General features: G+C 49.4%; 7 protein-coding genes, 1 tRNA gene and 1 pseudogene. 5 read left to right on the top strand and 4 right to left on the bottom strand.

From position 1 onward, the window contains the following. Nucleotides 1-11 precede the first annotated feature (11 nt). A complete protein-coding gene (murQ, locus tag DBO31_RS02440; protein ID WP_075581850.1) occupies nucleotides 12-932 on the bottom strand; it encodes an N-acetylmuramic acid 6-phosphate etherase in 921 nt (306 codons plus the stop codon). A 193-nt stretch (nucleotides 933-1,125) separates the two neighbouring features. Here murQ and DBO31_RS02435 point away from each other — a divergent pair. The 4 genes from DBO31_RS02435 to gmhA all read left to right on the top strand — a co-directional run bounded on the left by DBO31_RS02435 (nucleotide 1,126) and on the right by gmhA (nucleotide 3,766). Beyond that, a tRNA-Arg gene (locus tag DBO31_RS02435) sits at nucleotides 1,126-1,202 on the top strand. A 55-nt stretch (nucleotides 1,203-1,257) separates the two neighbouring features. Then, nucleotides 1,258-2,622: an NAD(P)-dependent oxidoreductase gene (locus tag DBO31_RS02430; protein ID WP_059077131.1), complete on the top strand. Its 1,365-nt coding sequence runs from the start codon at nucleotides 1,258-1,260 to the stop codon at nucleotides 2,620-2,622. A gap of 10 nt (nucleotides 2,623-2,632) precedes the next feature. Next, a complete protein-coding gene (locus DBO31_RS02425) occupies nucleotides 2,633-3,196 on the top strand; it encodes a carbonic anhydrase (protein ID WP_059077063.1) in 564 nt (187 codons plus the stop codon). A gap of 12 nt (nucleotides 3,197-3,208) precedes the next feature. Then, on the top strand, nucleotides 3,209-3,766 hold the full coding sequence (gmhA, locus tag DBO31_RS02420; RefSeq protein ID WP_150824352.1) for a D-sedoheptulose 7-phosphate isomerase: 558 nt from the start codon (nucleotides 3,209-3,211) through the stop codon (nucleotides 3,764-3,766). Between the two features lie 111 nt (nucleotides 3,767-3,877). Here gmhA and DBO31_RS02415 read toward each other — a convergent pair whose 3' ends face one another. From DBO31_RS02415 to DBO31_RS02405, 3 genes are read right to left on the bottom strand one after another with little or no spacing between them, the layout of a single operon-like run. Continuing rightward, entirely contained in the window at nucleotides 3,878-4,522 is a 645-nt protein-coding gene (locus tag DBO31_RS02415) for a lactate utilization protein (RefSeq protein ID WP_059077061.1), read from the bottom strand. A gap of 35 nt (nucleotides 4,523-4,557) precedes the next feature. Beyond that, nucleotides 4,558-5,202, bottom strand: a complete 645-nt coding sequence (locus DBO31_RS02410; protein ID WP_059077060.1) for a lactate utilization protein — start codon at nucleotides 5,200-5,202, stop codon at nucleotides 4,558-4,560. Between the two features lie 12 nt (nucleotides 5,203-5,214). Beyond that, nucleotides 5,215-5,853 (bottom strand): tetratricopeptide repeat protein, encoded by a 639-nt coding sequence (locus tag DBO31_RS02405; RefSeq protein ID WP_150824351.1) that lies wholly within the window; start codon nucleotides 5,851-5,853, stop codon nucleotides 5,215-5,217. A gap of 480 nt (nucleotides 5,854-6,333) precedes the next feature. Here DBO31_RS02405 and DBO31_RS02400 point away from each other — a divergent pair. Further along, nucleotides 6,334-7,444: pseudogene (locus tag DBO31_RS02400) on the top strand (pyruvate:ferredoxin (flavodoxin) oxidoreductase); the annotation flags it as partial.

Raw genomic sequence — 7,444 nt, 5'->3', positions numbered from 1 at the left:
TTTATAATCCATTATATCGTCCCTTTCGCAGCGGATTGAGCAGAAAGCACCTTCGAAATAAAGCCGTCGGCAGTCTGTAATTTTTCTTGTGCTTCTTCATAAGAAATATGCAGGAGCAGCATGACGATGGCTGGTTTAGCCTGTCCCTTACTTTGTGCGAGGGCCCGGATGGCTTCATCACGGCTGCAGCCGGCGGCCTCCATGACAATGCGCCGCGCCCTTTCTTCCAGTTTATGATTCGTCGCTTTGACATCGACCATCAGATTCCCGTAAACTTTACCGAGGCGGATCATCGTTCCCGTAGACAACATATTCAGAATCATTTTCTGGGCAGTGCCGGCTTTCATACGGGTGGAACCGGTAATGACTTCCGGACCGGTAACGGCACATAAATCAATATCAGCACAGGCGCCTATGGGAGAATGGGGAGAACAATCAACGGCAATGGCGGCAGCGCCACATTGACGGGCGCAGGTGAGAGCACCTATGACGTAAGGCGTGCGGCCGGAAGCACTGAGACCGACGACGACATCTTTTTTCGTAAGGCCCTTGTCGAGCAGGTCTTTTTTTCCCAGATTTTCGTCGTCTTCTGCGCCTTCACGGGCACGGAACATGGCAGATTCTCCTCCGGCAATCAGTCCCTGGACGAGGTCCGGATCAGTAGAATAGGTGGGTGGACATTCTGCTGCATCGAGGACCCCGAGTCGTCCTGATGTACCCGATCCGGCGTAAAACAACCGGCCGCCTTCATGAAGATGATGGCTGATGAGGTCAATGGCTCTTGCGATGTCCGGTATGATGGCTTCTACGGCCGATGCCGCCCGATGGTCTTCCCTATTGATGATGCGGACCATTTCTTCCGTAGAAACCTGATCTATGTTCTTACTGCGGGGATTCCGCTGTTCTGTTGCAATAGCTGCTAATTCAATCATAATAGAGCCTCTTTTCTCTACAAGGTGTATTATATTATAAAACAGGAGCCGTATTGTAGCAACCGGATGTGATTCAGGATACGCAGGATGTATGCAAATGTTTTGATAATATACATCCATTTGAGGATAATAATTTACAATCCTCCTTTTTCATGGTATGATATTTTTGCACGGAAAATCTGTGCATGCCTGTGCGCCCATAGCTCAGCTGGATAGAGCAGCAGTTTCCTAAACTGCGTGTCGGATGTTCGAGTCATCTTGGGCGCACCATTTTTATATCTGTTTTGTATTTATTGCAAACTTCAGCAGAAAGGTGGCTGTCTGCATGTCCCAAATAGAAAAGAACCCTCTTGCTTTTTTCCATGAAGAACCTATTTCTGACCGTGACTATACCATGGCTGAGGCTGTAGCCGAAGCGAAACGCTGTCTTAATTGCCGTGTGCCCCAATGCCGCAATAGCTGCCCCATAGAAAATGAAATACCTCAGTTCATTCATGAATTGGCACAAGGGAATTTTGGTGCGGCCGCCGAATACATCTATCACCGCAGTGATTTTCCCGCATTGTGCGGACGTATCTGCCCCAGGGAAACGCAATGTGAAGGGGCCTGTGTACTGGGTAAAAAAGGAAAGCATATAGAAATCGGAAAACTGGAACGGTTTGTGGCCGATCTGGTTCTGGATAATCACATTCTCGATGACGTGCCCAGCAAAAAATGCAATGGGACCGTTGCTATTGTCGGCAGTGGCCCGGCAGGCATGGCAGCAGCCCAGGACCTGGCACGGATGGACTACGATGTGACGATTTTTGAAAGTTCTACCCAACCGGGAGGAACGCTTACCTATGGTATACCGACATTCCGCCTTCATAAAGAATATGTCCTCCGGGAAGTAGAACGGATGGAGCAGTTGGGCGTTACCATACGGTATGAAACGAAAGTGGGCCGTGATATTTCTCTGGATAAACTGGCCGAAGACTTTGATGCTGTTTTTATTGCCGTCGGCACAATGGAAGGATGGAAACTGGGAGTCGAAAATGACCATTTATCTGGTGTGATTGATGCGGCCCAGTTCCTGTACCAGGTGGAACAGGTACAGCTTGGTGAAGAACAATTATCCAGGCTGCCCGTCAAACCGGGAGATACGGTCCTCGTCGTCGGTGCCGGTAATGTGGCTATTGATGCGGCCCGTACGGCACTGCGCCTGAAAGCAAAGGTAAAAATCGTATACCGCCGGGGCGAAAAGAATATGAAATGCCTGCCCTCCGAATATATGGAAGCAAAAGAGGAAGGAATCCAGTTCCAGTTCTATTCGGCGCCCCGTGCCGTCGTCGGTACCGATCATGTAGAAGGGCTCCGGATTGAAAAGCAGAAGATCTTGGACGATGGGACGATGGTACCGACAGGAGAATTTGAAATTGTGCCGGCCGATAAGATCATTGCTGCCATTGGCAATAGACCGGAAATGGACATTATTCAGGCTTTTGGTGCTGAAGCTACGGAAGACGGTTACATCGAATCCCGCAATATCCCTTACGGTATGACCAGCCGGCGCGGTATATTTGCTGCCGGTGACGTCGTACACAAGCCGAAAACGGTCGTGCTGGCTATGCGTGAAGGCAAGCGGACAGCGGCTGGTATCGATGAATATATCCGGGCTAAACACATGATGGAAGAGGTCAACAAGGGATAAGGAGGTCCATATGTCCGAACTGATACAGCAGATTGAAAAAGCCAATGCGGCCTTTGTAGAAGAACATAAGGCCGGAGGCTTGACAGAAGTAAGCAAATATCCGTCCCGCAGCGTAGCCATCCTTACCTGTATGGATACGCGCCTGCTGGATTTTCTGGAACCTGCCATGGGTTTGAAACGGGGCGAAGCTAAGATCATTAAAGTGGCTGGCAATACGGCAGGCCGCAGTTTTAACAGTGTCGTTGGCAGTCTGATGGTCGCTGTCTATGAACTTCATGTGACGGACATTATCGTTGTCGGACATGAAGATTGCGGCATGCTCCATACGACGGCAGAAGGACTTTGTAAAAAAATGTTTGAGGCGGGGATTGACCCGGCAATCATTGATGATGTGGAACCACAGCTCATGGCCTGGGCCGATCCCATCTGTGACTGCGAAGAATCGGTACGGGTTACCGTACGCAACCTGCAGCGCAATCCCTATCTGCCCGGGGGAATCCATTACCATGGAGCGGTCATCCATCCTGATACAGGTGCCGTCCGGTTCGTAATTACGGATGCGGAAAAGAAATAAAGGAGGCAGATTATGAATCTCATTGAACAACGTATGGCAGATCATGCAGCTGTCCTGGCTGCGACAAAAGCACTGGCTCCTGATATAGAAAAAGCAGGCACTCTGATCCGGGATGCGCTGGCTGGTGGCCACAAAATTTTATTCTGCGGAAATGGCGGCAGCGCTGCCGATTCCCAGCATCTGGCAGCAGAAATCGTCGGCCGCTTCCAGAAAGAACGGCCCAGCCTGCCTGCACTGGCGCTGACCGTAGATACATCGGTCCTCACAGCCGTAGCTAATGACTACGGGTACGATACGGTATTCAGCAGACAGGTAGAAGGACTGGGGAATGCCGGAGATGTACTGGTTGGCATTTCTACATCGGGGAATAGCAAGAACGTCATTGCCGCCATCGAAACGGCCCGTAAAAAGCAGATGAGCGTCATCGGCTTTACCGGCATTGGTGGTGGAAAAATGGCGGACTTGTGTGATGTTTGTCTGGCCGTTCCTTCCAAAGTGACGGCCCGCACCCAGGAAATGCATATCATGATGGGCCATATCATCTGTGAAATTGCAGAAGAAACGTATTGATACAATAGTCTTAGTTCAACAAAAAACGGGAACAGAATGGCTTTACGTCATTCTGTTCCCGTTTTTGTTGCTATACATTCTGATTCCTTTGGCGAAGGGAAAACAGCGATATTAATATCCTAAGTTTTCCCCGACGAGGATGACCTTGATACGGCCCTGGGGTCCGCTGTTGCGGCGGGTCCGGACCATCTGATTGCAGATACTCTGCGGGCTGAGACAGTCAGCGCACATGCCGTTGGTGTTGCACGGCGTCGGGATGCCGAAACGCTGGGCATTAATTGGAGCGGCAGTCGAACGGGCCCGGGCGATGGCCGCTTCCAGTGTCGGTTCTACTTTATTCATGCCGGCGATGACTATGACCTGTTTGGGCCCGAAGATGAGCGCTGCCGTGCGGTTGCCGTTGCCGTCGATATTAAATAACTGACCATCCTGGGTGGCGGCATTCGTACTCATGATGAACGTATCGCAGGTCAGGCCTTTGCGCATGATTTCCATCCGTTCTTCCGGTGTCTTGGCCGTATCGCGGTCGAGAACCGGGTTGTGGGCTTTGACGTAATCATAGAGTCCCATTTCTACAATAGAGGTGGAACCACCCCAGGAAACGACGTCTGTTTCCGGAATCAGTGATACCGCTTTAGCCAGGGCTTCTTCTTTGGTAGGACAATACCAGGCGGCAAAACCGCGTTTTTCAAAATTTTTGGCAACGGCCGGCCCTTTCTTATCATACATGGTGTGCATCATATCGGAACGATCCATATTAACTCCTCCTAAAATATATATTGTGACATAGGCTAAAAGCCGATGTTTTCACCGACGAGAATGACTTTGATGCGCCCGGCCGGATTGCAGGCGCGGGTGCGCAGTATCTGACGGCATACCGTGTCCTGGCCTTTGCAGTCAGCGCACATGCCTGTCAGGTAGCACGGTGTTTTGGAGCCGGCAAAGCGGTTGATGTTGATGGCTGATGCGGTCGAGCGGGCCCGGGCCAGAGCGGCAGCCACTGTTGGAACGACCTTATTCATGCCGACGATGACCAGCACCTGACGGGGACCATAGGAGAGCGCCGCTACGCGGTTGCCGTTGCCGTCGATGTTCAATAATTCACCATCCTGGACGGCAGCATTGGTCCCCATGAGGAAGGTATCACATAACAATGCTTTACGCATGAGTTCTACCCGTTCTTCCGCTGTCTTTGCCGTGTCGCGGTCAATGACCTTGTAATGGGCCTGTACATAAGCGTGGAGCCCGATGTCATCAATGGAGCGGGAACCGCCCCAGGAGACGATGTCATCTTTGGGAATGAGAGAAATAGCTTTAGCCAGGGCTTCCTCACAAGTTGGACAGTACCAGGCGGCGAATCCTCTTTTTTCAAAGTTCCGGGCAACGGCTGGCCCTTTCTTATCATACATGGTATGCATCATATCGGTTCTTTCCATTGTAAAGCCTCCTTATTGGTTCATAAAGTCCTGAAATGCGCGGGTATTACGTATACGGTCAAAATGAGACTGGCTGCGGGCTGCCTCTTTTACATTTTCTTTATCGATGGCAGCGGCTTTTTTCAGGTATAAAACGGCCTTTTCGGCATTACCCTGGTCGCCGTAAATGGTGGCGATGCCATAATAGCTCCACGTGTTATCCGGTTCGCTGTCGATGACTTTCTGGAACCAGGTAATCGATTCATCGTATTGCTTGTCGATTTTCAGGGCCAGTGCCAGGTCATAGAAAGATGGGACATAATCTGGTTTTAGTTCCAGTGCCTGCCGGATGAGAGAAATTCCCTGACGGACCTCCTTTGGATTTACCCCGTTGCCGCGCATGGCCAGGGCGATTCCCTTGCCGGAAAGTGCTTTATAATTTTTTTGGTCTTTGGCAAGTGCCTGGTCATACAGGGAAATGGCCTGATCATACTGGAATTGCTGGTAGAAAGACAAGCCCTTTTCAAAGAGTGCTTCCGAGGCGGCATCTATCTGAATCTGTTGCTGTTGCTGCTGGTTCTGTGCCGGTGCCGGCTGCTCCTGATTTCCGCAGCCGGCTATGAACAGGCCAACTGTAAGACATAAGGCCACTGCTATAGGAATCTTTTTCATTTTTTCACCTCATATACATACGCTACGTATAGTATATAAGAAAATTCATAAATGCACAAAGCCGTATACACGGTATTCACGTTTTCTTACTATGTATACATAAACTATGGATAGCTTTATTATACTATCTATGGTATCATTTTTATAGAAGTTTCTTTCCGTACACGGCCAACCGGATAATATTTTTAATTGTAAAGTGAATTTATTCTACATGTACCAGATGGGAAACCATACCATTTTAGGATGAATTTTGCTTATTTTTAGTATGCTCAAAACGCAATACTCATGCTCGAAACGCAATAGACTATACTGAATGGTGCTATTTATGCAAATGAATTGAAAAATAAATTCAGCTTGCTATAATAAAGGTAGAGAGATTAAACGTTTAAATAACCTCTGTAATTGTAAGCGCTTGTATTGTCTACTATTATTTTTCTCATTTTATTTCTCAAGGAGATGTTTAAAGTGACTGAAAAATTGATGAAAACAATGGATGGTAATGAAGCTGCCGCATACGTATCGTATGCATTGACAGAAGTTGCAACAATTTTCCCGATTACTCCGTCTTCCCCGATGCCGGAACACGTGGATGTATGGGCGGCTCATGGTAAAAAGAACCTCTTCGGCCAGCCGGTGCGCGTCATGGAAATGCAGGCTGAAGCCGGTGCTGTCGGCGCCCTGCACGGCCTCGTTGAAGCAGGTTCTCTGGGTACTTCCTATACGGCTTCCCAGGGCCTGATGCTCATGATTCCTGTCATGCACCGTATTGCCGCAACATGCAAACCGGCTGTACTCCATGTAGCTGCCCGTTCTGTAGGGTCTCATGCCCTTTCTATTTTCGGGGATCATTCCGATGTCATGGGCTGCCGTAATACCGGTTGGGGCATGCTCTGCAGCGGCAGCGTCCAGGAAGTCATGGATCTTGCCGGCGTAGCACATCTTTCTGCTATTAAAGCCAGCCTGCCGATGATGCACTTCTTCGATGGTTTCCGTACATCTCACGAAATCCAGAAAGTCGAAGTTATGCCCTATGAAGAATTAGATAAACTGCTGGACCGTGATGCCCTCTATAAATTCAAACATGAAGCACTGAACCCGGATCATCCGACCATGCGCGGCGGCGTTAATAACCCGGATATTTTCTTCCAGAACCGTGAAGCCGTCAACTCCTATTATGACAAACTGCCTGATATCGTCCAGGATTACATGGACAAAATCAGTGAATTTACAGGCCGGACTTATAAATTGTTCAACTACTACGGTGCTCCCGATGCAGAATACGTCATTGTAGCCATGGGTTCCGTAACAGGCGCTATTGAAGAATGCATCGATGCCATGACGGCAGAAGGCCAGAAAGTCGGCTATGTACAGGTACACCTCTATCGTCCGTTCTCGCTGAAACACTTCTTTGCAGCTATGCCGAAGACGGTTAAACGCATTGCTGTCCTGGACCGCACGAAGGAACCGGGTGCAATCGGCGAACCGCTGTATGAAGATGTATGTACGGCATTCCAGAATTCGGACCGTAATGCGATGATTATTGCCGGCCGTTATGGTCTGTCCTCCAAGGACGTACCGCCTTCCCACATCA

The sequence above is a fragment of the Megasphaera sp. DJF_B143 genome (assembly GCF_900320625.1).
GTDB lineage: Bacteria > Bacillota > Negativicutes > Veillonellales > Megasphaeraceae > Megasphaera > Megasphaera hexanoica.
The sequence above is the reverse complement of the archived record's forward strand: the minus strand, read 5'-3'. Positions and strand labels throughout refer to the sequence as shown.

Bases quoted from the DNA above. Each gene is read 5' to 3' on its own strand.
- murQ (WP_075581850.1), bottom strand. From the start codon at position 932: ATGATTGAATTAGCAGCTATTGCAACAGAACAGCGGAATCCCCGCAGT.
- DBO31_RS02430 (WP_059077131.1), top strand. From the start codon at position 1,258: ATGTCCCAAATAGAAAAGAACCCTCTTGCTTTTTTCCATGAAGAACCT.
- DBO31_RS02425 (WP_059077063.1), top strand. From the start codon at position 2,633: ATGTCCGAACTGATACAGCAGATTGAAAAAGCCAATGCGGCCTTTGTA.
- gmhA (WP_150824352.1), top strand. From the start codon at position 3,209: ATGAATCTCATTGAACAACGTATGGCAGATCATGCAGCTGTCCTGGCT.
- DBO31_RS02415 (WP_059077061.1), bottom strand. From the start codon at position 4,522: ATGGATCGTTCCGATATGATGCACACCATGTATGATAAGAAAGGGCCG.
- DBO31_RS02410 (WP_059077060.1), bottom strand. From the start codon at position 5,202: ATGGAAAGAACCGATATGATGCATACCATGTATGATAAGAAAGGGCCA.
- DBO31_RS02405 (WP_150824351.1), bottom strand. From the start codon at position 5,853: ATGAAAAAGATTCCTATAGCAGTGGCCTTATGTCTTACAGTTGGCCTG.